This window comes from Siccirubricoccus phaeus (assembly GCF_008360935.1).
Taxonomy (GTDB): Bacteria; Pseudomonadota; Alphaproteobacteria; order Acetobacterales; family Acetobacteraceae; genus Siccirubricoccus; species Siccirubricoccus phaeus.
The window spans coordinates 1-24200 of the sequence record NZ_SRXO01000021.1; the positions used below are offsets into that span (position 1 = coordinate 1).

The following is a 24200-nucleotide window of genomic DNA, read 5'->3' on the forward strand; positions in this document are numbered from 1 at the left end:
TGCAAGCTGAAGGACTTCAAGCGCATCGCCATGCGCAGCGAAAAGACCGACCAGAGCTTCGCCGCGATGATCTACCTCGCCACCACCGTGATCCACTCACGCTAAATCTCAACAGACCCTAGAGCGGTTTCACGCTGACTGTGCAGCGCGAAACCGCTCTGGCTTATGGATTGTAGAGCAGATTCACGCCTCCGGGCGATGCCGCCCTCCGGCGATCTGCTCTGGCCCGAACCCGGGTAGGGGGCGCTGGCCCCGGATCCGGCCTGAGTTTCAGACCCGACGGTCGACCTGCCGACTCACACCGGGGTCCCGGGGGTGGTCCACCCCTCCGGCCGAGGTGCAGGGTCGCGGGCGCTGCCCGCGGCGCCCTTCTGCCGGGGGTTTAGGGGCAGCGCCCCCAAGCGGGTCCCACGGCCGCTCCGCCGCCGTCGCCGCCAGGTGCCGCGCGATCTCCACCGCCGAGGGCTCCCGCAAGGCCGAGAAGGGCTTCGCCCAGCGGCTCCAATGCGGGTTGCAGCCGGGGTCCAGCAGCAGCCCCTCCCCCCAGCGCTCCATCAGCCTTTGCGCCTCCGCCTCCGCCCGTTCCTGCCGGGCACGGTCGGCATCGTCATGCCCGCGCGACTTGCTCTCGTAATGCAGCAGCGCGATCTGCGGCGCGTAGAGCACCTGCATCCCCGCCGCTCGCAGCTTCAGGCAGAGATCCACATCGTTGAAGGTGATGGGCAGCGCAGCCTCGTCGAAGCCGCCCACCGCCAGGAAGGCGTCCCGCCGGCAGCCGAGGAACGCCCCCGTCACCGCCCCCGCCGCCCGCAGCGCCTGCCAGCGGCCGCCCGGGCCGCCCTCCTCCGCCGCGGCGCCGACGCCCTCATGCGCCGCCAGCTTCTCCTGCCCCAGCAGCACGCCGGCATGCTGGATGGTCATGTCCTCATAGAGCAGCCGGGCGCCGACCGCGCCGACCTCCCGCTCCGCCAGCAGCCGCCGCAACCAGAGATCCCAGCCCTCGCTCAGCATCCGCGTATCGTCGTTGAGGAAGAGCAGGATGCCGCCGCGGCTGCGCGCCACCGCCTGGTTGTTCAGCCGCGACCAGTTGAAGGGCTCATCGAGCCGCAGCACCGGGCAGCCCAGGCTGGCGAGGATCGCCAGCGTCTCCGGCGCGTCGGAGCCATTGTCGATGACCAGCGGCTCCAGCAGGGTCGGTCGCGCCGCCTTGGCCTTGAGGCTGGCCAGCGCCTCCCGCAGCAGGGCGCCGCCATTGCGCGTCGGGATGATGACGCTGATGCGCGTCTCATCCTCCGGCCAGGTGGCGGGCGGGTCCAGCAGCCAGGGGTGGCGCAGCAGGGGGCGGAGCCCGGGGGGCGGCAATTCCGGCAGCCCTTCCGGCGCCACGGGCTCCGGCGCCTCCTCCGTCAGCCGGGCGTGCAGCAGCCGGGGGATATGCGCAACCGGCCCCTGCCGGGCCAGCGCCGCCCAGAGCAGCCAGCGCGAGGTCGCCAGCCCCACCGCCGCCCAGGCCGCGAGCAGTGCCTCCCGCCTGGCGCAGACCAGCTCCCCGGCCGGGTTGGCGAAGGCGAGGCGCCAGGGGTCCAGCGCCTCCCGCAGCACCGGGTCGCGATGCGCCGGGTGGTCGCGGAAGCGCTCGGTGACGGCATCCTCATCGCTGTAGGCGGCGACCGCGCCCGGATGCGCCGCCAGGGCATGGCCGAACCAGGCGAAGGCGGCAGGCGCGAAGAGCGTGCCGGCGCTGGCCAGCAGCAGGACCGGCGCCGCCGGCAGGTCGCGTTCCGCGCCGCTCTCCCCCAGGGTGATGCGCGGATCGCGCGAAGCCGCCTGCTCCGCCAAGGCGCGCAGCCCGCCCTGCGCCGGCACCAGCAGGGTCGCGGTCCAGTCGCCGGCGCTCTGCGCCGCCAGGCTGTCCAGCGTGCGGCGCAGGCCGCGCACCGTGGCGCCCGCCGTCTCCAGCATCAGGTGCAGCGGGGCGCGCGGGCCGGGGGGCGGCACCACGGCGTGGCGGTGACGGAAGGCGCCGTGCAGGGCGGGCGGCCAGGCGGCGAAGCTCTCCACCTGGGGCAGCATCATCTCCAGCCGCTGCAGCAGGGCGCGCGCCTCGGCCAGCTCGGCGGCCAGGCGCTGCACCGTCTCCTCCGCCTCGGCGAAGAGGGTCTCCAGCAGGAATTCATGGCCGATCGGCCGGCCGGTCCGCGCATCATGGATGCGGAAGCGGCGCGGCGCGCTGCCCCGCGCCGTCCGGCCATCCCAGGCGATGCGGAAGCCGGTGGGCAGGGCATCCGGCGAATCCCGCCTTGGCCGGTCGGCGCGGCCGAGCCCAACCGGGGCGCCGTTGCAGCGCAGCTCCACTTCCAGCGCCTCGCCCGGCCGCGCCCGGTCCTCCGCCCAGCCGACGATGAGGTCGCCGGTGACATAGGCGATGGCGCCCGTCGCGCTGCCCCGCGCCGCGGCCATCGCTTCCTCCAGCGCCGCCCGGGCATCGGTCCAGAGCAGCCCATGCAGCCGCCCCAGCTCCTCGGCCACCGCCGGCAGGGTGAGCAGCGCATGCAGCAGGATGAGCGCATCCGGCGGCGCCGGCGGCAGGCAGAGCCGCTGGCTCAGCCAGCCATCCAGCTCGATGAGCTGGGCGGGGGAGAGGCCGAGATGCGGCACCGCATGGTCGCCCACCAGCCGGTGCAGCACCCTCTCCCGGAATTCCGGGGAGGCGAAGAGGGAGCAGAGCAGGCCCCAGAGCGTGCCGCCGGCATGGGCGGCGGCGATGGCCGGGCCTTCCACCGGGCGGCCGAGCACGCCGAGATAGGCCATCGCCACATCCTCCCCGCCGATGCGGAGGGCGCGCAGATGGGCGAGGCCGGAGGCCAGCCCCGGCAGGGCGGCGTTCAGCGCCGCCTGCTCCGCGGGGAAGAGCAGGCCGAGCATCTCGGCCACGAAGGAGAGGCGGAACAGCGCGGCCAGCAGCCCGCCCGGCCAGGGGGTGGGCGGTTCCGCCCCCAGTTTTTCCTGCAGCCAGGCGGCGACGGCGGCGCGGGAGGAAGGGTCGAGCCGCGCCTCCGGCAGGGCGGCACCGGCCAGCAGGGGCTGGATCACCGTGGCGCGGCAGGCGGGGCGTTCCAGCGTCTGGCGCAGCAGGACCGCCAGGGGCAGAGGCGGCCCGGGGGGAAGATGCGCCTCCGGCGGGCCGGCGAAGAGCAGGGCGGCGAGCATCGCCCGGTCCTCCTCCCCGGCCATCTGCGTCGCCAAATGGCAGGGGCTGCGCAGCGGCGCCGCAACCAGCGCGGAAAGCCGGGCCTGCTGCGCCGGCGGCAGGTTGGCGAGGCGCAGCGCCAGCTCCGGCGCGGCCAGCAGCCCGGCGGTCAGCGTCCCGGCGGAGCAGGGCATGGCCTGCACCGCGGGCGGCAGCAGCCCTTCCCGCCCGGCCCAGTCCCAGGCGCTGCGCAGCTCCTCGGCGGAAAGGGCGACATGGCGGGTCAGCCTGCCGGCGGCGAGGCGGGAGAGGACGGTGCCGAATTCGGCGGAGCGCAGCACCGTCGCCCGCAGCGCGGCCGGGCCCAGCCCGGCCCGGGCCGCCATCTCCTCCGCCGAGGGGTTGCGGCCGAGCAGCGCCCGATAGGCGTCAGCGAGCATGGCCCGAAACCCGGTCGCGGCCGGTCGGCGTCGGAGGACGGCTCTGGCCAGGCGGGCAGATCATGCGCGCGGATGCTCCGCGCTGCGGCCGGCGCTTGTCAACGCTCGCGCCATGCCGCGGCGGGGGTGCCCGGCGGGTGGCGGGCTCAGCCCGCCGCCTGGTGCAGCAGGGATTCCAGATAGCGGCCATAGCCGCTGTTGTGCAGCGGCTTCGCCACCTTGAGGAGCTGGGCATCGTCGATGAAGCCCTTGCGCCAGGCCACCTCCTCCGGCGAGGCGACCTTCTGGCCGGTGCGCTTCTCGATGGCGCGGACGAATTCGCCGGCTTCCAGCATGCTGTCATGCGTGCCGGTGTCCAGCCAGGCATAGCCGCGGCCGAGCCGGGCGACGCGCAGCGTGCCTTCCTCCAGATAGACCCGGTTGAGGTCGGTGATCTCCAGCTCCCCGCGCGGCGAGGGTTTCAGCGCGCGGGCGATGGCGGGGGCGCGGCCGTCATAGAAATAGAGGCCGGTCACCGCCCAGTCCGATTTCGGCTGCTTCGGCTTTTCCTCGATGGTCAGGGCGCGGCCGCTCGCGTCGAATTCCGCCACGCCGTAGCGCTCCGGATCGGCGACGCGGTAGGCGAAGACGGCGGCGCCGGTCTCCCCGCGCGCTTCCGCCATGCGGGCATCCAGCTCATGCCCGTGGAAGATGTTGTCGCCCAGCACCAGGGCGGAGGGGCCGCCGGCAAGGAATTCCTCCGCCAGCACCAGCGCCATGGCGATGCCGTTAGGCTTTTCCTGCACCTGGTAGACCAGGCGGATGCCCCATTGGCTGCCATCGCCCAGCAGCCGCTCGAACAGCGGCAGGTCGTGCGGGGTGGAGATGATCATGATCTCCCGGATCCCGGCCAGCATCAGCACCGAGAGCGGGTAATAGACCATCGGCTTGTCATAGACCGGCAGCAGCTGCTTGGAGACAGCCAAGGTCGCCGGGTAGAGGCGCGTGCCGCTGCCGCCGGCGAGGACGATGCCTTTCATCAATTGCTCTCCTTCGCGGGCAGCAGCGCATCCAGGCAGCGATCGAGGCCCTGGCGCCAATCGGCGGCGGCGATGCCGAGCCGGGCGGCGGCCCGGCTGCAATCCAGCCGGGAATTGGCCGGGCGCGTCGCCTTGGTGGGGTAGTCGGCGGTGGCGATGGCGGTCAGCTTCGGCGCGGGCTGGCCACGCTTCGCGGCTCCCTCGAAGATGGCCTGCGCGAAGCCGTGCCAGGTGGTGAAGGGCTGGCCGGTCAGGTGGAAGACGCCGAAGCAGGGATCGCCAGCCTTGGCCGCCACCAGCTTCGGCAGGATGGCGATGGCGGCATCGGCGAGATCGTCGGCGAAGGTCGGGGCGCCATGCTGGTCCGCCACCACCCGCATCTCCGGCCTTTCCCTGCCGAAGCGCAGCATGGTCTTGACGAAGTTGTTGCCATGCGCGGAGCAGACCCAGGCGGTGCGCAGGGTGACGCTGCGCGGCTGCGCCAGATGCAGCAGCAACTCCCCGGCCAGCTTGGAGGCGCCATAGACCCCGACCGGGGCGGGCGCGTCTTCCTCCGTATAGGGGCTGTCCTTCACGCCGTCGAAGACATAGTCGGTGGAGTAGTGCACCACCGGGATGCCGGCGCGCGCAGCCGCCTCGCCCAGCAGGCGCGGGCCGGTGGCGTTCACCGCGAAGGCGGTGGCGCGGTCATCCTCGGCGCGGTCCACCGCGGTATAGGCGGCGGCGTTGATCACCGCCTCCGGTTGGTGCGCGGCGAAGGCGGCGGCCAGCTGGGCGGCATCCGTCATGTCGAATTCCGGCGGCTCCAGCCCCACCGCCGCATGCCCCGCCTTGGGCAGGCGGGCCAGCAGCTCGGTGGAGATCTGGCCGGTGCGGCCAATGACGAGGACGCGCATCAGCCCACCTTCACGCTTGCTTCCTGCCGCTCCGCGGCGGCGAGCAAGCCGAGCCGCTCGCCGCTGTACTTCTTCTCCCGCAGCGGCTGCCACCACCAGCCATTCGCCAGGTACCAGTCGATGGTGGCGGCGATGCCGGTCTCGAAGCTCTCGCGCTGCTTCCAGCCGAGCTCGCGCTCGATCTTGCCGCAGTCGATGGCGTAGCGCTGGTCGTGGCCCGGCCGGTCGGCGACGAAGGTGATCAGCTCCCGCCGCGGCCGCGCCGCCTGCACCCGCTGGTCCAGCAGGTCGCAGATGGTCTGCACCACTTCGAGGTTGCGCCTCTCCGAGCGGCCGCCGATGCAGTAGGTCTCGCCCACCTTGCCGCGCTCCACCACCGTCACCAGGGCGCGGGCATGGTCCTCGACATAGAGCCAGTCGCGGATATTGCTGCCATCGCCATAGACCGGCAGGGGCTTGCCATCCAGCGCGTTCAGGATGATCAGCGGGATGAGCTTTTCCGGGAAGTGATAGGGCCCGTAATTGTTCGAGCAATTGGTGACCAGCACCGGCAGCCCGTAGGTCTCGTGCCAGGCGCGCACCAGATGGTCGGAGGCCGCCTTGCTGGCCGAATAGGGCGAGCGCGGGTCGTAGGCGGTGGTCTCGCTGAAGGCGCCGGTCGGGCCGAGCGAGCCGAACACCTCATCGGTCGAGATATGGTGGAAGCGGAAGGCGGATCTGGCCGCCGGCTCGAGCGCGGCGTGATAGGCCCGCGCCGCCTCCAGCATGGCGAAGGTGCCGTTGATGTTGGTCTGGATGAAATCCGCCGCGCCCGTGATGGAGCGGTCCACATGGCTTTCCGCCGCCAGGTGCATCACCGCATCCGGCCGGAATTCCGCCATCAGCGCGCGCATGCGCGGCAGGTCGCAGATATCCGCCTGCTCGAAGGCGAAGCCGGGCTTCCCCTCGCAGTCGCGGAGGGAGCGGCGATCCCCGGCATAGGTCAGCTTGTCCACGACCAGCACGGTTGCCGCCTTCTCCAGCACGAGGAGGCGGGTGACGGCGGAGCCGATGAAGCCGGCGCCGCCGGTGAGGAGGATACGCATCAATTCCCCTGGTATTCGAAGGCGGGCGGCAGGTCGCGCAGCCGGGGCGCGCGGCGGTCCTTCTCCGAAAGCTGCGCTGCCTCCGGCGGGAAGGGCCAGGGCAAAGCGAGGTCCGGATCGTCCCAGGCGATGCCGCGGTCGCACTCCGGCGCGTAGAGATCGGTCACCTTGTAGGCGACCTCGGTATCCGGCTCCAGCGTGCAGAACCCATGGGCGAAGCCGACCGGCACGTAAAGCTGCTGGGCATTGGCGGCGGAAAGCTCGGCCGCGACGAAGCGGCCGAAATGCGGCGAGCCCTGGCGGATATCGACGGCGATGTCGAGGATGGCGCCGCGCAGCACCCGCACCAGCTTGGCCTGGGGATGCGGCGGCAATTGGAAATGCATGCCGCGGATGGTGCCCGGCTGAGCGGAGAGGGAGTGGTTGTCCTGGACGAAGAGATCCGCGACGCCGAGGGCGGCGAAATCCCGCGCGCTGTAGGTTTCGAGGAAGAAGCCGCGATGGTCGCCGAAGCGGCGCGGAGTGATCAGCACCGGCCCGGGCAGGGCGTAGCGGGAGGCGGTGAAATTGCCGGCGGTGGTCGGCGGCGGGGCGTGCGGTTCGTTCTGGACCTGCGCGGACACTGAACACTCCCGGAATGGTGGCGGGCCGGGCAGCCGCCCCTGGCAATAGCCGGACGGGCCAAGCCTCTTCTGCCCGTTGCGGCGACGGGAAGTCAAGCAATCGCCCGTAAAGGTTGTGGGGCGACCCCATTTTTCGCCGGGTGCTTTCACCGGCTGTTCACTTTGTCGGCGCACTCTGCCGCGGACCGACCCGAGGATCGAGGTCGCCGACTGAGGGAAAAGCCCATGCCGCTGAATTCCGTGAACACCAATATCGGTGCCATGGTGGCGCTGCAGTCGCTGAACCGCACCAGCGATGAGCTCTCGGCTACCCAGAAGCGGATTTCCACCGGCTTCCGGGTGGCGGATGCGAAGGATGACGGCGCCGCCTTCGCCGTCGCCGAACGCATCCGCGGCGACATCTCGGCTACGACCTCGGCCAATGAGCAGCTCGGCGGCGTGAAGGGCCTGCTGGACGTCACCAACGCCGCGCTGGAGAATGTCTCCGAAGCGCTGCAGAAGCTGAAGACCACCACGGTCAAACTCGCCGACGGCACCATCACCGCCGAACAGCGCACCCAGTACCAGGCGCAGGTGAAGGAGCTGACCAACAACATCCAGTCCTTCATCAACGATGCCAGCTATAACGGGCTGAACGTGCTGAACGACCCGGCGACGCTCGGCGTCAACGTCGTCACCAACGGCCAGGGCACCTACTACACCTTCAGCGGCTACGCGGCGCTGACCAACATCTACAACGTGGTCTCGACGGCCAATACCTGGACGGCGGGCAGCGCCGCGGCGGCGCTCTCCACCACCGGCTCGGTCATGACGGCCATCACCAACGTGCTGACGCAGCTCAATAATTTCGGCAGCTATTCGAACTACGTCGAAAGCCAGATCAACTACAACAAGTCGATCCTGGATGCGCAGGAAAGCGGCCTCGGCGCGCTGATCGACGCCGACATGGCCAAGGAATCCGCCCGCCTCCAGGCGCTGCAGATCCGCCAGCAGCTCGGCACCCAGGCGCTCGGCATCGCCAACTCCGCGCCGCAATCCCTGCTGAGCCTGTTCCGCGGCTGATCCCGTCCCAGGCCCGAGAGAGGTTTCGGCGGGGGGTTTACGCCCCGTCCCAGCCTGCTACAGCGAGGCCCAGGCCGTCCCGGGAGGCACGCCATGGCTCGCATCGCACGTCGAACCCTGCTGCTGGCGGCAAGCCTGTTGCCCAGCCCCCTTCTCGCGCAACCCGCCTGGCCCAGCCGGCCGGTCACGCTCATCGTTCCCTGGGCCCCGGGCGGGTCCAACGATGTCGCCGCGCGGCTCCTCGCCCCGCATCTCGAAGCCCGCTTCGGCCAGCCCTTCGTCATCGAGAACCGCCCGGGCGGCGGCGGCAGCCTCGGCATGGGCATGGTGGCCCGCGCCCGGCCGGACGGGCTGACCATGCTGGTCTCCTCCGCCTCCAACCATGTCTTCCATGCGCTGATCCAGCCCGATCTCGGCTATGACGTGCAGCAGAGCCTGGCCGCCGTCGCCATGCTGGTGGATGTGCCGAATGTGCTGGCGGTCACCAACGGCCTCGGCGTGAACAGCGTGCCGGAGCTGATCGCGAAGATCCGCGCGACCCAGGGCGGGATGAGCTTCGGCTCCTCGGGCGTCGGCTCCTCCAACCACCTGGCCGGGGAGCTGTTCCGTCTTCGCACGGGCCTGGAGCTGACCCATGTGCCCTATCGCGGTGGCGGTCAGGCGATCTCGGACGTCATCGCCGGCACCGTGCCCATGGTGTTCCTGAACCTGCCGACGGTACTGGGCCCGGCGCAATCCGGGCGGGTGAAGATCCTGGCGGTGGGAACGGACCAGCGCGTCGGCAGCCAGCCCAACATTCCCACCATGCAGGAGCAGGGCGTGCCGGATTACGCCGTGCGGTCCTGGACCGGCCTCTTCACCCCGCGCGGCACGCCGCAGCCGATCATCGACAGCCTGGCCGCGGCGCTGAAGGAGATTCTGCAGGAACCGGCGCTGAAGGCCCGGCTGCTGGAACTGGGCAGCGAGCCGATCTGGATGGACCCGGCGGCGACGGACCGCTTCGTCAAGGCCGAGTATGATCGCTGGGGCCCGGTGGTGAAGGCGGCCAACGTCAAGCCGGAGTGAGGCGGGCGGGCCAGCCGGCCCGCCCTGCCCGGGTTACGCGTTGCTCCGCTGGTCCGCCACCGCGGTGGCGCCGGCCAGCTTGCCGAAGACGGCGCCGTTGATGAGGCCGGAGCCGCCCGGATAGTTGAAGTAGAAGATGCCCCCCACCAGCTCCCCGGCCGCGTAGAGGCCCGGGATCGGCGCCTGGTCGTCATCCAGCACCCGCGCCTCGGTGTCGATCCGCAGCCCGCCGAAGGTGAAGGTGATGCCGCAGCCCACCTGGAAGGCCTTGAACGGCCCCTGATCGACGGTGTTGGCCCAGTTGGTCTTGTTGACCGCGAGACCCTCGGTGCAGCGGCCATCCTTGATGTTCGGGTTGAACGGGATGTCCTGCCGCACCGCGGCGTTGTAGGCACGGATCTCCTCGAGGAAGGCCTTGCCGTCCACCCCCTCGAGCTTCGCCGCCAGCTCCTCCAGCGTGTTCGCCTCCACCTTCGTCACCTGCTTGATGCGGTATTCGTCGCGGAGCTGCTTCTCCACCTTCGCGTCGAAGACCTGCCAGGCGAAATTGCCCGGCTGCTCCAGCACCACGCGGCCATATTTCGCATAGGTGTAGTTGCGGAAATCCGCGCCCTCATCGAGGAAGCGCTTGCCATTGGCGTTGATCAGCACCGACCAGGGGTAGGAGTGCTTCTGGAAGGCGTCGCCCACCGCCAGATCGCCGTACTCCGGCGCGTTGAAGTCCCACTGCACCGCATGGCAGCCGGAGTAGTTGCCGAAGGGCGAGGCGCCGATCTCCAGCGCCATCTTGATGCCGTCGCCGGTGTTGAAGCGGGTGCCGCGCACCTTCGCCAATTCCCAGCCCGGGCCCAGGTAGCGGGTGCGCATCTCCGCATCGCCCTGGAAGCCGCCGGCGGCGAGGATCACCGAGGGCGCCTTGATATCGTAGATGCGGCCGGGCGACTTCACCTGCACGCCGAGCACCTTGAAGCCGTCATACAGGATCTTCTGTGCCCGGGTCGCATAGCGGATCTCGATGCCGCGCTTCTTCGCCGATTCCGTCTCCGCCTGCACCAGCCCCGGCCCGCCGCCATAGGCGGAGACGGTGAGGCCGCCCCAGAACTTGAACCTGCCGTCGATCTTGAAGGCCTGCTGGCCCCAGATGGGGGCGAATTTCACCCCCTTGCCGTGCAGCCACTTCATCGTCTCGAAGCTGCGGCGCACCAGGATTTCGCACAAATCCGGGTCGGTGCGGTTGCGCGTCACCCGGAACATGTCGTCGAAGAATTGCTCCTCGGTATAGGTACCGAAATCGGTGATGGCGATCTCCGCCTCGGTCAGGTCGGGCATGATCGCCTTGAGATCCTCGACGCCGCGATAGGCGAAGCGGATATTGCCGGCGGTGAAGCGGGTATTGCCGCCCGCCTCCTCCTCCGGCGCGCGCTCCAGCACCACCACGCGGGCGCCCTGCTCCTGCGCGGAGAGCGCGGCGCAGAAGGCGGCATTGCCGCCGCCCACCACGATGACGTCGAACTCGTCGGCCATGTTCCGAGGCCCCTCTTCTGGCGTGTTTGTGCACCGATGTATGCACGGGCCGCGGAGGCTGTCCAGCTAGCCCGGCTCCGCCGCCGCCATGCCCAGCCTGGCCGCATGCGCCGCCTGGATATGCGCCCGGGCCGCCGCCTCCGCCCCCGCCGCGTCCCGCGCCGCCACCGCGGCGACGATGCGCGCATGCTCCTCCCGCGCCGCCACGGCGCGGCCGGGCAGTTCCAGCGTCGTCGGCCCCAGCAGCAGCAGCGCATCCGACAGCGCGGAGAGCGCCCGCAGCAGATAGCGGTTATGCGCCGCCTGATGCAGGGCGCGGTGGAAGCGGCGGTTGTGCTCCGCCACCGCTTCCGCCGGCAACCCGGCCTCTTCCGCCACCATGCGCTGCAGCAGCATGATGTCCGGCCGCCCGGCATGCTGGGCCGCCAGCCGGGCGGCGGTGCCTTCCAGCGCCTCGCGCATCACGTAAAGCTCGTCCACCTCGGCATGGCCATAGGCGGCGACGCAGAGCCCGCCGCCGGGCCCCGGGGCCAGCAGGCCTTCCGATTGCAGCCGGCGGATCGCCTCCCGCACCGGGGTGCGGCTCATGCCCAGCCGCTCGGCCAGCTCCGCTTCCAGCACGCGCTGGCCGGGCTGCAGGGCGCCGCTGCGGAGCCCTTGGCGGAAACGCTCATAGGCCTGCTCGGCCAGGCTCTGCCCGGCGGGAAGCGGCAGGGTGGCGGTGCGGCGCATGGCGGTTGCATACGCGCGCATACCGGAAGGATGCAAGCACCATTGACCCGCCCCGCCCCCGGGGCGAGCATCCGCCGCCGGGCGCGGGATGGGCGGAGCTGCGCTCACCACCCTGCTCCCGGCCTTGGTCTGGCCGCGTGAGTCGCGCTTTCGGTCGCTTCGACCCCAGGCGATCACGCTCGGGAACGGGAGAGACGCGGATGCGCGCGCTGCCGAACTGGCGATCGCTGCTCTATGTGCCGGCGACGCGGGAAAGCTTCGTCGCCAAGGCCCATACCAGGGGGGCGGATGCCATCATCCTCGACCTGGAGGACGCGGTGGCGCCGGCGGAAAAGCCCGCCGCCCGGGCGGCGCTCGCCAGGGCGGTGCCGAGCGTGCGGCAGGGCGGCGCCGATGTCTGCGTCCGCATCAACCGGCCGCTGCGCATGGCGGTGCAGGATATCGACGCCGCCATCGCCGCCGGCGCGGATGTGCTGGTGCTGACCAAGCTGATGGGGCCGGACCATGTCCGGCTGCTCTCCGAGCTGGTGGCGGAATCGGAGGCCGCGCAGGGCGTGGCGGTGGGCCGCACCCGCTTCATCGGCCTGGTGGAAACGGCCGAGGCGCTGTCGGCGCTGGAGGCGATCGCGCGGGCCGATCCGCGCATCGTGGCGCTGGGCGCGGGGGGCGAGGACCTGGCCACCGATCTCGGCATGGAGCCGACGCCCGATGCGCTCTTCCTGCCGAAGATGCTGACGGTGCTGGCGGCGCGCGCCGCGGGGGTGCTGCCGCTGGGCTTCATCGGCACGGTGGCCGGGATCTCGGATCTGGAAGGCTACCGGGCCATGCTGCGGCGGTCCAAGACCATGGGCTTCGCCTGCGCGAGCTGCGTCCACCCCACCCAGGTACCGATCATCAATGAGGAATACGGGGCGCGGCCGGAAGAGGTGGCGCGGGCGCAGCGCATGGTGGCGGCCTTCGCCGAGGCAGTGGCCAAGGGTCTGGGGGCGGTCAGCTTCGAAGGGCAGATGATCGACGAGCCGGTGGTGGAACGGGCGCGCAGGCTGCTGGCGCGGGTGCGATGATGGGGGCGCCGGGTTGGGGGCTTTGCCCCCATGCCCCCAGCAGGGGGCGCTGCCCCCTGCACCCCCGCCGGGGACCGGACCGGTCCCCGGACCCCGGTGTGAGTTTTGGACCCGACGTTTGAAGCTGGCAGGGGGGGGCGAGGGCGAAGCCCCCCATCCTCACCGGGCTGCTTCGCACCTATGGGCGTCGCCCCCAGGCTAAGGCGCCTCCATCCCAAAGCTGTCGCACTGCCGCGGATCCCCACTATCCAGCCCCCGGCGGAACCAGCGCACCCGCTGGGCGGAGCTGCCATGGGTGAAGCTTTCCGGCACCACCGTGCCGCGCGCCCGGCGCTGCAGCCGGTCATCCCCCACCGCCGCGGCGGCGTTGATGCCTTCCTCGATATCGCCCGGTTCCAGCACGCGCTGGGTATGCCGCGCCCAAAGGCCGGCGAAGCAATCCGCCTGCAGCTCGACCCGCACCTGCAACGCATTGCCCTCCGCCTCGCTGCGGCCGCGCCGCGCCTGGTTCACCCGCGCCAGAATGCCCAGCTCATTCTGCACATGGTGCCCGACCTCATGCGCAATGACATAGGCGCGGGCGAAATCCCCCGGCGCGCCGAGCTGGCGTTCCATGTCCCGGAAGAAGCCGAGGTCGAGATAGACCTGCCGGTCCTCCGGGCAATAGAAGGGTCCCACCGCGCTTTGCGCGAAGCCGCAGCCGCTTTGCGTCGCGCCGGTGAAGAGGACGAGGCTGGGCGGGGCGTAGCGCTGGCCGCTGCGGCGGAAGATCTCGCCCCAGGCATCCTCCGTGGTGGCCAGCACCTGGGCGACGAAGCGGCGCTCGCTTTCCTGCGCCGGGTCCGGCGGGCCGGACTGGGTGATCTGCCGCCCCGGCTCCTCCCCGCCGCTGAAGAGGATGGTCGGATCGACGCCGAGCAGCAGCGCCACCACCACCAGAACCATGCTGCCGATGCCGCCGCCGGCCAGGCCGATGGGCAGGCCGCCGCCGCGGCGGCGATCCACCACATTGCCGCTTTCGCGCTCGCCCTCCAGCCGCATCGCCGCCTCCTCCGTGCTGCAGCGGAAACAGCGCCGGCCATGGCCGGGTTCCGGGCAGGCTCAGCCGCCCTGGATGATACCCGCCTCGCGCAGCCGCGCGAATTCGCCGGCGCCCAATAGCGGGCCCAGCACCGCCTCATTATGTTCGCCGAGTTGCGGCGCCGGCCGGGCGAGGATGCCCGGGGTGGCGGAAAGCCGCGGGACCGCGCCATGCATGGGCAGCCAGCCCCCCGGCATCTCCGCATCCGGCACTTCGATCACCGCCTCCCGCTCCACCACATAGCGGTCATGTTCCAGCATCTCCGCATCCATGATGGGGCCGATGGTCACGCCGGCGGCATCGAATTTCGCCAGGGTCTCGGCCAGGGTCAGGCCCTTGATGTGGTCGGCGATGATGCTGTCCAGCGCCTCGCCATGCTGCACGCGGTCCGCATTGGTGCGAAAGCGGGGGTCGGTGATCAGCTCCTCCCGCCCGATGCTGCGCAGCAGCTTCTCCGTCATCCCCTGGGTGGAGGCGGAGAGGCAGACCCAGCCGCCATCCTTCGTCCGGTAGGCGTTGCGCGGCACCGCATTGGTGCTGCGGCTGCCGGTGCGCGGCTTCAGCTTGCGGTTGATTTTCCAATTGGCGTGCTGCGGCTCCATCATCACATGGATGGGGTCGAACAGCGTCTGGTCGATCACCTGGCCCTGCCCCGTCGCCTCGGCATGGCGCAGCGCGATCATCGCCGTGGCGGCGCCGTAGAGGCCGGCATAGCCATCCGCCATGTACATGGGCGGCAGCACGGGTTCGCGGTCGGCGAAGCCGTTCACCGCGGCGAAGCCGGAATAGCCTTCCACCAGCGTGCCGAAGCCGGGCTTGTGCCGGTAGGGGCCGTCCTGCCCCCAGCCGCTGATTCGCACGATAACCAGACGCGGGTTGAGCGCCAGCAGCACCTCCGGCCCCAGCCCCATCGCCTCCAGCACGCCGGGGCGGAAGCTTTCGACGAAGATCGCCGCGCCTGCCGCCAGGCGCTTCACCACCGCGATGGCCTGCGGATCGCGCAGCGCCAAGCAGATGGAGAGCTTGTTGCGGCTCAGCGTCTTCCAGGTGGTGGAAATCCCCTGGATGCGCCAGGCGCGCAGCGTGTCGCCCTCCGGCGGCTCCACCTTCACCACCTCGGCGCCATGGTCGGCCAGCACCTTGGTGAGGATGTTCCCCGCCACCAGGCGGGAAAGGTCGACCACGCGGAGCCCATGCAGGGCGCCGGTGGCGGCGGGGTCGAAGGCGCGGCGGCGCGGGGTGGCCCCAGGGGAGGTTGGCTCGCTCATTCGGCGCGAATATTGGCGGCTTGCGCCACCTCGCGCCAGCGGGCGAGGTCGGCCTTCAGGATGGCGGGGAATTCCTCCGGTCCGACCGGCGAGGGGGTGCCGCCCTCCGCGGCGTAGATGCGGCGGAGATTGGCATCCGCCAGCGCCTCGTTCACCGCGCCGTGGATGGTCCGGCGCAGCTCCGGCGGCAGCCCGCGCGGGGTCAGCAGCCCCCACCAGATCGCGACCTCGTAATCCACCCCCTGCTGCTGCACCGTGGTCACCGGCGGCACCTCCGGCGGCAGCCCGCCGCCTTCCGCCGTGGCGGCGATGACGCGCACGCGCTGCTCCCGAATGGCGGCATTGGCGCTGGCGACGGTGGTGATCATGAGCTGGATGTTGCCGGCCACCAGGTCGGTCACCGCCGGCGCTGTCCCCCGGTAGGGAACATGGTTCATCCGGATGCCGGCGCGCAGGCAGAAATACTCGGAGATGAAGTGGTTGATGCCGCCGGCGCCGGAGGAGCCGTAATCTACCCCGCCGGGCTGCGCCTTGGCCAGCGCGACCAGGGCAGGCACGTCGCGCGGGGCGAAGCCGGGATTGGTCATCAGGAAGAAGGGTGCGCGGGCCAGCAGCGCCACGGCGTCGAAGCTGCCCTCCGCATCCCAGGCCGTCTTCTGCAGCACCGCCGTGGTGGGGAAGGAGGAGGAGGTGACCATCAGCGTATAGCCATCGGCCGGGGCCTGGGCGACCTGGCCGGCGCCGATGGCGCCCCCTGCCCCGCCGCGATTCTCCACCACGAAGGGCTGGCCGAGCTTCGCCTGCAGCCGCTCCGCCAGCGGCCTTGCCATGACGTCGTTGGAGCCGCCCGGCGGGAAGGGGACGACGAGGCGGACCGGGCGGTTGGGCCAGGGTGCCTGGGCCAAGGCGGGGGTGGCCAAAGGCGTGGCAAGCGTCGCCGCCAGCAGGGCGCGGCGGGCAAGCAAGGGCTGGGCGATCAAGCTGTAGGTTCCGCGATGACCGGGTTGCGCAGGATGCCGATGCCGCTGATTTCCACCTCCACCACATCGCCCGGCACCAGCCAGGGCGGCGGCTTGCGGGCATGGGCGACGCCTTCCGGCGTGCCGGTGGCGATGATGTCACCGGGCGCCAGCGGGGTGAAGGCGGAGATGTATTCGATCAGCGCCTCGACACTCAGGATCATGTCGCCGGTGCTGGTGCGCTGCCGCTGCTCGCCATTCACCCGCGTGGTCAGGGTCAGCGCCGCCGGGTCCGGGATCTCGTCGGCGGTGACCAGCCAGGGGCCGAGCGGGCCGGTATGCGGGAAATTCTTCCCCGCGGTCACCGAATGCTTCTGGTAGTCGCGCACGCTGCCATCCTGGAAGATGGTGTAGGCGGCGACATGCTCCAGCGCCTGCGAAGCCGGGATGCGGCGGCCCGGCTTGCCGATGACGACCGCCAGCTCGCCCTCATAGTCGAAATGCGTGGAATTGGCCGGCCGCCAGAGCGGCGCGCCATGGCCGATGACGGTGTCCGCCAGCCGGGCGAAGATGCGCGGATTCTCCGGCACCTCCCGCCCGGCGGCCTCGGCGACATGGGCGCGGTAGTTCAGCCCGACGCAGAGCAGCTTGCGGTCCTGCGGCACCGCCGGCAGCACGGTGACATCGGCCAGCGCATGGTCCGGCGCGGCATCGGCGAAGCCAGCCAGGTCGCCGAGCGCCCCCGCCTCCAGCACCGCCTTCACGCCCCGGTAGCGCAAGCGCCGGCCGCAATCGACGATGCCCTCGCCCCGGACCAGGCCGTAGGACTCGCCTGCCTGGGCGGCGAAGCTGATGATCTTCATGGGGTCAGGCTGCCTTCAGCCAGCGTTGCTGGAAACCAGGGTCGAAGATGTCGGCCGCCATCACCTGGCAGCGCAGCATCAGCCGGGGCTCGTCCGGCCGATAATCCGGGATGGCGTTGTGCAAAGTGCCGATATGGTCCCAGATCAGCACGTCGCCCTCGGTCCATTCATGCGCGTAGCGGTATTTCGCCTGGAGCTGGTGGGCGATGAGGTAGTCCAGCAGGAGGGCGCTTTCCGCCGGGTCGAGGCCGTCGATCCGCTCGGCATAGCCGGGGTTGCAGTAGAGCACGGTCTCCCCGGTGATCGGGTGCGACAGCAGCACAGGGTGGCGAGCCGGCGGGCGCTTGGCGCGCTGCTCCGGCGTCAGCGCCGCGCGGGCGCTGCCGGGTCGGCGGCGCATGCGTTCCCAGAACACGTTGAAGTCATGCGTGGCGGTCAGGCCTTCCAGCCGCCGCACCACCTCTTCCGGCAGATCGCGCGCCGCGTCGCGGGTGTTGGCGAAGAGCGTCGCGCCGAGCGGCCTGCCGTCCCGCCGCGGCACCTGCACGGCGTAGAGCACGTTCACGAAGCCCCGCGTCGCGGTGTAGGACATGTCGGTGTGCCAGTCCTGCCCGGCATCCGCCAGGCCGATCGGCTTGCCGTCCCGCACGACATTCGAGAGGATGCCGACTTCCGGCACCTCAGGGTCCCGGAAGCGGTCGGCGATACCGGTCTGGATCGGGCCGAAGCGCAGGGAGAAGTCGCGCAGGTGGCGCGGCGCGATCCGCTGCGCCGGGATGCGCAGCACGCCATGGCGGCCGAGCGCCTGCAGCAGCGCCGCGAAATCGGCATCCTCCAGCGGCTGCGCGAGGTCCAGCCCGTGCACGGTGGCGCCCAGCACCTGCCCGCTTGGCTCGATGACCAGCATGGATGTCCTCCCTTGCCGGCGCCGATCCTGGCAGCGCCGCCGGGGAAATCAACCGGCGGCTTGTCCCCCTCGCGGCATGGCTCTAGCGTCTCAAAATAAGAGAGAGGACCCGTGAATGACGGCGGATGCGGATGGCGGTTTCGACCCGATCACCCTGGAGATCCTCTGGAGCCGGCTGATCTCCATCGCCGACGAAGCGGCAGCGGCGCTGCTGCGCACCGCCTTCTCCACCATCGTCCGGGAATCGAACGACTTCGCCACGGTGCTGATGGACGCCCATGGCGACAGCATCAGCGAGAATACCGGTGGCATCGCCAGCTTCTCCTGCATCCTGCCGCGCACCACCAAGCATTTCCTGCAGAAATTCCCGGCCGAGACCTGGCGGCCGGGCGATTGCGTCATCACCAACGACCCCTGGCTGGCGACCGGGCATCTGCCGGACATCACCGCGGTGACGCCGATCTTCCACAAGGGGAAGCTGGTCGGCTTCGCCGGCTCCATCGCCCATAGCCCGGATGTCGGCGGCGCGCTCTGGTCCGCCGATTGCCGGGAGATGTTCGAGGAAGGCATCCGCATCCCGCCTGTCCGGCTGCTGCGCGAGGGCGTGCGGAGCGAGCCAGTGATGGAGATGTTCCTCGCCAATGTCCGGCTACCGAAGCAGGTGACCGGCGATCTAGAAGCGCAGATTACCGCGAACGAGGTCTGCGCCGCGCGGGTGGCGGAATTCCTGGAGGATGCAGGGCTGGCGGACCTTTCCGGCCTCGGCCGCGCCCTGCACGGCCGCGCCGATCGCGCCATGCGCCAGGCGATCGCCGCGGTGCCGGATGGCGTGTACCGCGCCGCCATCGAGGCCGATGGCTTCGACGAGGCGGTGACGCGGATCGCCTGTGCCGTTTCCGTGCGCGGGGACGAGATGCTGATCGATTTCGACGGCACCAGCCGGCAGATCGATCGCGGCATCAATTGCGTGTGGAACTACACCCACGCCTATTCGGTCTATCCGGTGAAATGCGCGCTGGACCCCTTCACCCCGCGCAATGAGGGCAGCTATCGGGCCATCCAGGTGGTGGCGCCGGAGGGCAGCATTCTCAACCCGTGCTTCCCGGCGCCGGTCAGCGCGCGGCAGCTCACCGGCCACCTGCTGGCGGGGGCGATCTACAAGGCGCTGGAAGGCGTGCTGCCGGAGCAGGTCATCGCCGAATGCGGCGGCGCGCCGACCATGCGGGCGCTGTTCAGCGGCGTGGATCGCAACGGGGACAGGTTCAGCCAGATCCTCTTCGCCTCGGGCGGCATGGGGGCGGCGCCGCACCGGGACGGGCTGCCCACCACGGCCTTCCCCACCAATGCCGGGGCCGGCTCCATTGAGGCCTTCGAAAGCGTGGCGCCGCTGATCGTTTGGAAGAAGCAGCTCCGCCCGGATAGTGGCGGCGCCGGGCGGTTCCGCGGCGGGCTGGGGCAGGAGGCGGAGATCGAGGTGCGCTCCCCCGCGCCGCTGCGCCTCTCCCTGCTGAGCGACCGGCGGGATCATCCGGCCCAGGGCATCTGTGGCGGCGCGTCCGGCGCGCCGGCGGAGATCGTGATGAGCGACGGCACCAGGCCGCATCCGAAATCCCGCACCATGATCAACCCGGGCACAAGGCTGGTGATGCGCTATGCCGGGGGCGGCGGCTACGGCCCGCCGACGGAGCGGGATGCGGCGGCACTCGCCGCCGATCTCCGCGACGGCTATGTGACGAAGGCGGGCTGAGAGATGGCGACTGCGCGCATTGGTGTCGATGTCGGCGGCACCTTCACCGATTTCGTCCTGCATGATCCCTCGCGTGATCTGGTGCATACCGGGAAGCTGCTGACCACGCCGGCCGATCCCTCCGAGGCCATTATCGAAGGTACCCAGCGCGTGCTGCGCGAGGCCGGGCTGACGCCCGCCGAGCTGCACAGCATGGTGCATGGCACGACCCTGGTGACGAACACCGTCATCGAACGCACCGGCGCCAAGGTCGGGCTGCTGACCACGGCGGGGTTCCGCGATTCCCTCGAGATCGGGCGGGAGATCCGCTACGACCTCTACGACCTGTTCCTCGAGGCGCCGCCCAGTTTGGTGCCGCGCTACCTGCGGCGGGAAATCCCCGGGCGGCTGGATGCCGAGGGCAACGAGCTGCTGGCGCTGGACGAGGCCGCGGTGGCGCGCGAGGCGAAGGCGCTGGTGGAGGGCGAGGGCGTCGAGGCGCTGGCCATCGGCTTCCTGCACAGCTACCGCGACAAGCGGCATGAGGCGCGGGCAGGCGAGATCATCCGCAGCCTCTACCCCGATTTGCCGCTGACCCTCTCTGCCGAGGTGGCACCGGAGATCCGCGAATTCGAGCGCACCAGCACCGCCTGCGCCAACGCCTATGTGCAGCCGCGCATGCAGCGCTATCTCGACAAGCTGGAGCGCGACCTCGCGCGGATCGGCTTCGAGGGGCGGCTTTACGTCATGCTCTCCGGCGGCGGCATCTGCGCGGTGCGGGAGGCGAAGGCCTTTCCCATTCGCCTGATCGAAAGCGGCCCGGCGGCCGGCGCCATGGCGGCGGCGTTCCTGTCCAAGCTGGCGGGCCTCGATCGCGTCGTCAGCTACGACATGGGCGGCACGACCGCAAAAATGTGCCTCGTCGAGGACGGCGCGCCGGACCATAAATTCGACTTTGAAGCCGGCCGGGTGCGGCGCTTCGTCAAGGGCAGCGGGCTGCCGCTGAAGGTCTCGGTCGTGGACATGATCGAGATCGGCGCCGGCGGCGGCTCCATCGCGCGGGTGGAGCCGGGCAGCGGGCTGATGAAGGTCGGCCCGCGCAGCGCCGGCGCGGTGCCGGGCCCGGTCTGCTACGGCCGCGGCGGCACGGAACCCTGCGTCACCGATGCCGACCTGATGCTCGGGCGGCTCGATCCCGCCTACTTCCTCGGCGGCGAGATGGCGCTGGATCCGGACCGGGTGCGGCGCGCTTTCGCCGAGGGCGTGGCAGCGAAGCTGAACGTCTCGGCGGATACGGCGGCGCTCGGCGTGCAGCGCATCGTCGATGAGACCATGGCGGCGGCGACGCGCATGCATCTGGCGGAGAAGGGGCGCGACCCGCGCGACTATGCGCTGATCGCCTTCGGCGGCGCGGGGCCGGTGCATGCGTGGAACCTGGCGCGGCTGCTGAAGATCAACCGGGTGGTGGTGCCGCTCGGCGCCGGCGTCGCCTCGGCGCTCGGCTTCCTGGTGGCGCCGCCGGCGACCGACATGGTGCGCAGCCTGGTCGGAAGGCTGGAACGGCTGGACTGGGCGCGGGTGAATGCGCTGTTCGCCGAAATGGCCGAGGAAGGCCGCACCCTGCTGGAGGAGTCCGGCGCCGATCCGGCCACCATCGTGCTGACCCCCACCGCCGATATGCGCCATGTCGGCCAGGGGTTTGAAATCCCCGTGCCGCTGCCCGGCCTCGCTCTCGGCGAGGCGGACGTCCCGGCGATCCGCGAGGCCTTCTTCGCCGCCTACCGGCTGCGCTTCGGCCGGGTGGTGGAGGATCAGCCGATCGAGGCGCTGTCCTGGCGCCTGGCCTGTGCCGCGCCGGGGCAGGATATCCGCATCGGCCGCGGCAGGGCGGAGGCGGGCGGCGCGCCCACGCCGCGCGCCACAAGGCCGGTGGTGTTCGAAGGCCATGGCCCCCTGCCCGCCCCGGTGTATGACCGCTATGCGCTGCGGCCGGGCATGGAATTCATCGGCCCGGCGCTGGTAGAGGAACGGGAATCCACCTGCGTCATCGGCCCTGCCACCAGGGTCGCGGTGGACAAGCATCTCAACCTGGTGCTGGAGTTGGCCTGACGCCGCACGGCCAACATCCGGTTCGATCGCGTGATTCACGCTTCGCGGTGCACGCGCCGCGAGCGATCGCGCTCCAGCCTCCCGAGGGTGCCGATGATGCTTGCCCGCCGTGCGCTGCTCGCCCTGCCCTTCCTGCCCGCCATCGCGCGGGCGCAGCCCTCCTACCCGGACCATGCGGTGACCATCGTCAACCCCTGGCCCGCGGGCGGCTCCTCGGACAGCGTGACGCGCATCCTGGCGCAGCGGCTTTCGGTGGAGCTTGGCCAGCCGGTGGTGGTGGAGAACCGGCCGGGGGCGACGGGCACGCTGGGGCAGGCCTATGTCGCCAGGGCGCGGCCGGATGGCTACACGCTGCTGCTCGGCACCAACAGCACCTATGGCATCGCGCCGCATCTGGTGCCGAACATCCCCTATGACAGCGAGCGCGCTTTCACCGGCATCTCACTGATCGCGAAGAGTCCGCAGATCCTTTGCGTGCATCCCTCGGTGCCGGCGCGGAACCTGGCGGAGCTGCTGGCGCTGGCCAGGGCGCAGCCGGACAAGCTCAGCTTCGCCACCTCCGGCGTCGGCGGCACCAGCCATATGGCGACGGAGATGCTGCTGGCGATGGGCGGCATTTCCATGCTGCACGTCCCCTATCGCGGTGGCGGGCCGGCGGCGCAGGCGCTGCTGGCCGGGGAGGTGCAGGTGACCTTCGTCGATGCCATCACCGCCCTGCCCTTCATCGCGGCCGGGCAGGTGCGGGCGCTTGGGGTTTCCACGAAACAGCGCACCCCGCTGGCGCCGGATGTGCCGACGCTGGCGGAGAGCGGGTTGCCGGAATTCGAATCCTCGACGGATTTCGCCTTCATGGCGGTAGCCGGGACGCCGGATGCCGTGGTGCGGCGGCTCTACGCCGCCACGACGGCGGCGCTCGCCAATGCCGAGCTGCGCAGCAAGCTGGAGGCGGCTGGGTTGCTGGTGCTGGGCGAGCCGCCCGAGGCGTTCGAGGCTTATGCTCGGGCCGAGGCAGCGAAGTGGGGCCGCATCATCCGCGAAAGGAACATCCGCGCCCCCTGAAACTCATGGTTTCCAAAGGCCCTTCGGCCTTTGGCGGGTGGAGCTTGAGGGAGGGCAGAGCCCTCCCTCAATGCTGCCGCGCAACCCGCGCCAGGAAGTCCCGCGCGCGCGGTTGTTCAGGCCGTTCGAAGAATTGCTTCGCCGGGCTGTCCTCCAGGATTCGCCCACCATCCATGAAGATGATCCGCGTCCCCACTTCCCGCGCGAATTGCATTTCGTGGGTGACGACCAGCATCGTCATCCCGTCCCGTGCCAGGCCTTGGATGACTTCCAGCACCTCCCCCACCAGTTCCGGGTCCAGCGCCGAGGTGGGCTCGTCGAACAGGATCACCTTCGGCTGCATCGCCAGCGCACGGGCGATCGCCACGCGCTGCTGCTGCCCGCCGGAGAGCTGGTTCGGGCGCTTCGCCATATGCGCCCCGAGCTGCACCCGCTCCAACTCCCGCCTCGCCCGCGCCTCCGCCTCCTCGCGTGGCATGCCCAGCACCAGGCGCGGCCCGATGGCGACGTTCTGCAACGCGGAGAGATGGGCGAAGAGGTTGAAGCGCTGGAACACCATGCCGATGTCGCGGCGCTTCCGCGCGGTGACTGCGGCCGCATCCGGCACCAGCTTCCCGTCGCGCAGCGTGCCGCCCATGTTCACGCCGTCCAGCACCACCTCGCCCTCGCTCGGCACCTCGATACGGTTGAGGCAGCGCAGCAGCGTCGATTTCCCGGCACCGCTGGGACCGATGACCATCACGATCTCGCCCTTCGCCACGTCCAGGCTGGCGCGGTCCAGCACCGCCACCTCGTTGTAGATCTTCGAGAGCCGGCGGATGGCGAGCAGCGGCGCCGCGGCGGCCGGCGCGGCGAGCCCGGGGGCGACCGCGGCCTCAGGCAAGGCGCTTCTCCACATATTCCGATAGCCGGGAGAGGATCGAGATCAGCACCAGATAGAACACCGCCAGCACCATGTAGATCTCGAAGGGGGTGAAGCGCTCCGCGATGATCACCTGGCCGGAGCGTGTCAGCTCGGTGATGGAGATGACCGAGAGAAGCGAGGAGCCCTTCACCAGCGTGATCAGCTCATTCGTCAAGGGCGGCGTCATGCGCCGCAGGGATTGCGGCAGCAGGATATGCAGCAGGGATTGGCGATGGGTCATGCCGATCGCCATCGCCGCCTCGGTCTGCCCCGCATCGATGGATTCGACCGAGGCGCGGACAATCTCCGCGATGAAGGCGCCGGCGTTGAAGGACAGCGCGATGACGCCGCACCAGAAGGCGGAGATGTAGATGCCCACCTGCGGCAGGGCGAAGTAGATGAGGAAGACCTGCACCAGCGCCGGCGTGCCGCGCACGAAATACACATAGGCCCGCACCAGCCATTGCACCGGCCGGACGCCGGAAAGGCTGAGCAGCCCGCACACCACGCCGACCAGGGTGCCGAAGAGGATGGAGAGGAGGCAGATCTCCAAGGTCACCCAGGTGCCCATGAGCATGTAGGGGATGGCGTACCACACCGTCCCCCAGTCGAATTCATTCATGC

General features: G+C 70.5%; 20 protein-coding genes. 6 read left to right on the forward strand and 14 right to left on the reverse strand.

Annotated elements, in window-relative coordinates; translation table 11 throughout:
- Nucleotides 1-270 precede the first annotated feature (270 nt).
- The 5 genes from E5N76_RS31130 to rfbC all read right to left on the reverse strand — a co-directional run bounded on the left by E5N76_RS31130 (nt 271) and on the right by rfbC (nt 7175).
- On the reverse strand, nt 271-3630 hold the full coding sequence (locus E5N76_RS31130; RefSeq protein WP_149539668.1) for a glycosyltransferase: 3360 nt from the start codon (nt 3628-3630) through the stop codon (nt 271-273).
- Nucleotides 3631-3776: 146 nt separating this feature from the next.
- Nucleotides 3777-4649 carry a glucose-1-phosphate thymidylyltransferase RfbA gene (gene rfbA, locus E5N76_RS23005; protein WP_149539669.1) on the reverse strand — a complete coding sequence of 291 codons (873 nt, stop codon included), beginning with the start codon at nt 4647-4649 and terminating at the stop codon, nt 3777-3779.
- Nucleotides 4649-5545: a dTDP-4-dehydrorhamnose reductase gene (rfbD, locus tag E5N76_RS23010; protein WP_149539670.1), complete on the reverse strand. Its 897-nt coding sequence runs from the start codon at nt 5543-5545 to the stop codon at nt 4649-4651. The genes rfbA and rfbD overlap by 1 nt, the downstream gene beginning before the upstream one ends.
- Nucleotides 5545-6630 (reverse strand): dTDP-glucose 4,6-dehydratase, encoded by a 1086-nt coding sequence (gene rfbB, locus E5N76_RS23015; protein ID WP_149539671.1) that lies wholly within the window; start codon nt 6628-6630, stop codon nt 5545-5547. The genes rfbD and rfbB overlap by 1 nt, the downstream gene beginning before the upstream one ends.
- Nucleotides 6630-7175, reverse strand: coding sequence for a dTDP-4-dehydrorhamnose 3,5-epimerase (gene rfbC, locus E5N76_RS23020; protein WP_207792089.1), 546 nt, complete (start codon nt 7173-7175; stop codon nt 6630-6632). The genes rfbB and rfbC overlap by 1 nt, the downstream gene beginning before the upstream one ends.
- Nucleotides 7176-7478: 303 nt before the next feature.
- On the opposite strand from rfbC, the gene E5N76_RS23025 reads away from it, so the two are divergent.
- Together E5N76_RS23025 and E5N76_RS23030 are read left to right on the forward strand one after the other, a co-directional pair.
- Nucleotides 7479-8315: a flagellin gene (locus tag E5N76_RS23025; RefSeq protein WP_149539673.1), complete on the forward strand. Its 837-nt coding sequence runs from the start codon at nt 7479-7481 to the stop codon at nt 8313-8315.
- Nucleotides 8316-8408: 93 nt separating this feature from the next.
- Nucleotides 8409-9380: a Bug family tripartite tricarboxylate transporter substrate binding protein gene (locus E5N76_RS23030; protein WP_149539674.1), complete on the forward strand. Its 972-nt coding sequence runs from the start codon at nt 8409-8411 to the stop codon at nt 9378-9380.
- A gap of 33 nt (nt 9381-9413) precedes the next feature.
- Here E5N76_RS23030 and tcuA read toward each other — a convergent pair whose 3' ends face one another.
- The gene (gene tcuA / locus E5N76_RS23035; RefSeq protein ID WP_149539675.1) at nt 9414-10904 is read right to left on the reverse strand and encodes an FAD-dependent tricarballylate dehydrogenase TcuA; all 1491 of its coding nucleotides are present in this window, start codon (nt 10902-10904) and stop codon (nt 9414-9416) included.
- Nucleotides 10905-10970: 66 nt separating this feature from the next.
- Nucleotides 10971-11657: a GntR family transcriptional regulator gene (locus tag E5N76_RS23040; protein WP_207792084.1), complete on the reverse strand. Its 687-nt coding sequence runs from the start codon at nt 11655-11657 to the stop codon at nt 10971-10973.
- A 179-nt stretch (nt 11658-11836) separates the two neighbouring features.
- On the opposite strand from E5N76_RS23040, the gene E5N76_RS23045 reads away from it, so the two are divergent.
- Entirely contained in the window at nt 11837-12700 is an 864-nt protein-coding gene (locus E5N76_RS23045; protein ID WP_149539676.1) for an HpcH/HpaI aldolase/citrate lyase family protein, read from the forward strand.
- 198 nt (nt 12701-12898) lie between these two features.
- Here the strand turns inward: E5N76_RS23045 and ypfJ are convergent, their stop codons facing one another.
- Genes ypfJ through E5N76_RS23070 form a run of 5 tightly spaced genes read right to left on the reverse strand, consistent with a single transcriptional unit; the run spans nt 12899 to nt 17778 of the window.
- Nucleotides 12899-13741 (reverse strand): KPN_02809 family neutral zinc metallopeptidase, encoded by an 843-nt coding sequence (gene ypfJ / locus E5N76_RS23050; protein WP_149539677.1) that lies wholly within the window; start codon nt 13739-13741, stop codon nt 12899-12901.
- A gap of 60 nt (nt 13742-13801) precedes the next feature.
- Nucleotides 13802-15049, reverse strand: coding sequence for a CaiB/BaiF CoA transferase family protein (locus E5N76_RS23055; protein WP_149539678.1), 1248 nt, complete (start codon nt 15047-15049; stop codon nt 13802-13804).
- Entirely contained in the window at nt 15046-16029 is a 984-nt protein-coding gene (locus tag E5N76_RS23060; RefSeq protein ID WP_149539679.1) for a Bug family tripartite tricarboxylate transporter substrate binding protein, read from the reverse strand. The genes E5N76_RS23055 and E5N76_RS23060 overlap by 4 nt, the downstream gene beginning before the upstream one ends.
- Complete coding sequence (locus tag E5N76_RS23065) at nt 16026-16871, reverse strand: fumarylacetoacetate hydrolase family protein (RefSeq protein WP_149539680.1); 846 nt, start codon at nt 16869-16871, stop codon at nt 16026-16028. Before E5N76_RS23065 ends, E5N76_RS23060 begins: the two co-directional genes overlap by 4 nt.
- Nucleotides 16872-16875: 4 nt before the next feature.
- The gene (locus E5N76_RS23070; RefSeq protein ID WP_149539681.1) at nt 16876-17778 is read right to left on the reverse strand and encodes a TauD/TfdA dioxygenase family protein; all 903 of its coding nucleotides are present in this window, start codon (nt 17776-17778) and stop codon (nt 16876-16878) included.
- A gap of 115 nt (nt 17779-17893) precedes the next feature.
- Here E5N76_RS23070 and E5N76_RS23075 point away from each other — a divergent pair, with 115 nt between their 5' ends.
- The 3 genes from E5N76_RS23075 (at nt 17894) to E5N76_RS23085 (ending at nt 22672) form a co-directional block, all read left to right on the forward strand.
- On the forward strand, nt 17894-19525 hold the full coding sequence (locus E5N76_RS23075) for a hydantoinase B/oxoprolinase family protein (protein WP_149539682.1): 1632 nt from the start codon (nt 17894-17896) through the stop codon (nt 19523-19525).
- A 3-nt stretch (nt 19526-19528) separates the two neighbouring features.
- Nucleotides 19529-21613: a hydantoinase/oxoprolinase family protein gene (locus E5N76_RS23080; protein ID WP_149539683.1), complete on the forward strand. Its 2085-nt coding sequence runs from the start codon at nt 19529-19531 to the stop codon at nt 21611-21613.
- A 96-nt stretch (nt 21614-21709) separates the two neighbouring features.
- Complete coding sequence (locus E5N76_RS23085; RefSeq protein ID WP_235907839.1) at nt 21710-22672, forward strand: Bug family tripartite tricarboxylate transporter substrate binding protein; 963 nt, start codon at nt 21710-21712, stop codon at nt 22670-22672.
- 67 nt (nt 22673-22739) lie between these two features.
- On the opposite strand, the gene E5N76_RS23090 is transcribed toward E5N76_RS23085, so the two are convergent.
- A complete protein-coding gene (locus E5N76_RS23090) occupies nt 22740-23555 on the reverse strand; it encodes an amino acid ABC transporter ATP-binding protein (protein WP_328593070.1) in 816 nt (271 codons plus the stop codon).
- Nucleotides 23548-24198: an amino acid ABC transporter permease gene (locus E5N76_RS23095; protein ID WP_149539684.1), complete on the reverse strand. Its 651-nt coding sequence runs from the start codon at nt 24196-24198 to the stop codon at nt 23548-23550. The genes E5N76_RS23090 and E5N76_RS23095 overlap by 8 nt, the downstream gene beginning before the upstream one ends.
- Nucleotides 24199-24200: the final 2 nt, after the last annotated feature.